At 48.1% G+C, this 2123-nt stretch carries 3 protein-coding genes; all 3 read right to left on the bottom strand.

Annotated features, from left to right (window positions below; genetic code table 11):
• Nucleotides 1-1292: ABC transporter transmembrane domain-containing protein (locus tag A3750_RS22465; protein ID WP_068548883.1), on the bottom strand; the 1292-nt coding region annotated here is incomplete at its 3' end.
• A gap of 63 nt (nt 1293-1355) precedes the next feature.
• Nucleotides 1356-1778 (bottom strand): biopolymer transporter ExbD, encoded by a 423-nt coding sequence (locus A3750_RS22460; protein WP_068456215.1) that lies wholly within the window; start codon nt 1776-1778, stop codon nt 1356-1358.
• A partial coding sequence (locus tag A3750_RS22455; protein ID WP_197475250.1) for a MotA/TolQ/ExbB proton channel family protein occupies nt 1775-2123 on the bottom strand: 349 nt, incomplete at its 5' end. The genes A3750_RS22455 and A3750_RS22460, both read right to left, overlap by 4 nt.

Genomic DNA, 2123 nt, shown 5'->3' with positions numbered 1-2123 from the left:
ACATGCTGTGTCACCAAGCCTATCTGGTCACGCAGAGAGCGCAGAGTATAGTCAGCCAAGGGCACGCCATCCAACTCAATACTTCCTGCGGAGGGCTCGTAAAATCGGGGCAACAAATTGGCCACGGTGGATTTACCGCTCCCTGAACGCCCCACCAACGCGACAGTTTGTCCTGGCTCTATTGTCAGATTGAACTGTTTGAGCACGTCTTGTTCACTTGTCGGATATCGAAAACGAACGTCTTTAAACTCGATTCGCCCCGTCACCTTTTCGAGTACCTTTTCGCCTTTGTCTTCCTCAGGGTCGGCGTCCATGACTGCAAATAAATCACGGGCGGCTGCAACTCCACGCTGAATCTTCTCGTTAATCTGTGTCAGCTGTCGAATTGGCTTAGCCATCGTAGAGGCGGCAGTAATAATGACCACAAACGTCGCCGCGGTCATATCTCCTCGAACGTCCGGAGCAAGAGCCAGCCAAATCAAAATAGAAACCGACAACGCCACCAATAACTGAATAACTGGTGTGCTCACCATCTTGGTAAGCTCCATTTTTAAGCTTTGTACTAAGTTGTACTTACTCGAATCGAGAAAACGCTCTTGCTCGTACTCTTCGCCGCCAAATATTCGAACAACTTTGTAACCCGTAACGACCTCCGAGGTGACATGAGTAACATCGCCAACAGAGCTCATGATGCGCTTGCTTAACTTGCGAAAGCGCTTGCTCACATAGCTCAACACAAAACCAATCAGCGGGCCTAAGCTTAAGAAAATAAGTGTAAGTTTCCAGTTCGCATGCACCATCACTCCAAGTAGGAATAAAACGGTAAGACCCTCGCGAATAGAGACGGTAATGGCATCGGTCGTGGCGGATGACACTTGTTCAACGTTGTACGTAATGCGCGAAATCAGATGTCCGGACGAATTACTGTCAAAAAACGCGGTGGGCAGTTTAAGATAGCTATCGAAAATATTCAGACGCATTTGATGGACAATATTTCGTCCGACATAGGCAATATAATAGCCCCCAAGAAAACCGCCCAAGCCACGCATGGCGAACAACCCCAAAATCAATGCGGGAAGCATTATTCGCCCTTCTGGCGTTGGGTTTTCTACGGTTTTAATCACATACTCAAGCGCCTGTACCATTGCAGCGCTGGCGCCAGCATAGATAAAGTTACCTAAGACACTGAGAGCAAAAAAGAATTTTAGAGGTTTCAGGTACACCAAAAGGCGGCGATAAACCTGCCAATTGGAGTCTTCATTTTCCTGTAACGCTTGCGCGTCTTTTATCATAGTGGGCCGCTAACCTAAGTAAGTCTGCAAGAAACCGCCCCTACTACATGGGCGGGCGTGCGATTAATTTTTCGACTGCGCTCTTTGCGTTGTGATACTCAGCTGAACAAACCCGAGTTGACCTGCGACATCCATAACACGAACAACATATTCGTGGTCGGTTTTTGAGTCTGCGGTAATAATAAACGGTATCTTGGTGTTTCCGTTTGAAATTCTCTCAACCGCCTTCTTCAGGGTATCTTCCTGATTGTTGATCAGTGCTCTCTCATTTACAGAGAACTCACCTTCAGCATTAATGATCACTTCAATCTCGTCAGCCGTTGGTTTCGCCGGATCTGCACTCGACTGAGGCAAATCGATCTCCAAATGGCTTTCCTTAGTAAAAGTGGTCGATACCATGAAAAAAATCAACAACAAAAACACCACATCAATCAGCGGTGTTAAGTTGACTGAAACTTCTTCAGAGGATTGGCGTTTGAAATTCAAGGCGTTGTTTCCTCTGCACGCGATGGTTCGCGCTCGCCTTGAACAACCTCTACAAGGCGTAAGGCGTCTTGCTCCATATCAACAACGATCTCGTCAACACGGCGCAAAAAGTAACGGTGAAAAATCAAGGCTGGGATTGCGACCGTCAGGCCTGCCGCTGTTGTGATCAACGCCTCAGAGATACCACCAGCAAGTGCAGCTGCGTTTCCAGCACCTTCAAGTTGCAACTGGGCGAACACCTTAATCATACCAATGACCGTTCCCAATAAGCCAAGCAAGGGCGCGATCACGGCAACAGTACCAAGGCCGGTCAGGAACCGCTCCATCTCGTGTACAACGTGGCTT

Source organism: Oleiphilus sp. HI0079, assembly GCF_001635105.1.
Note: the sequence above shows the minus strand (reverse complement) of the source record. Positions and strands in the feature narration are given on the sequence as shown.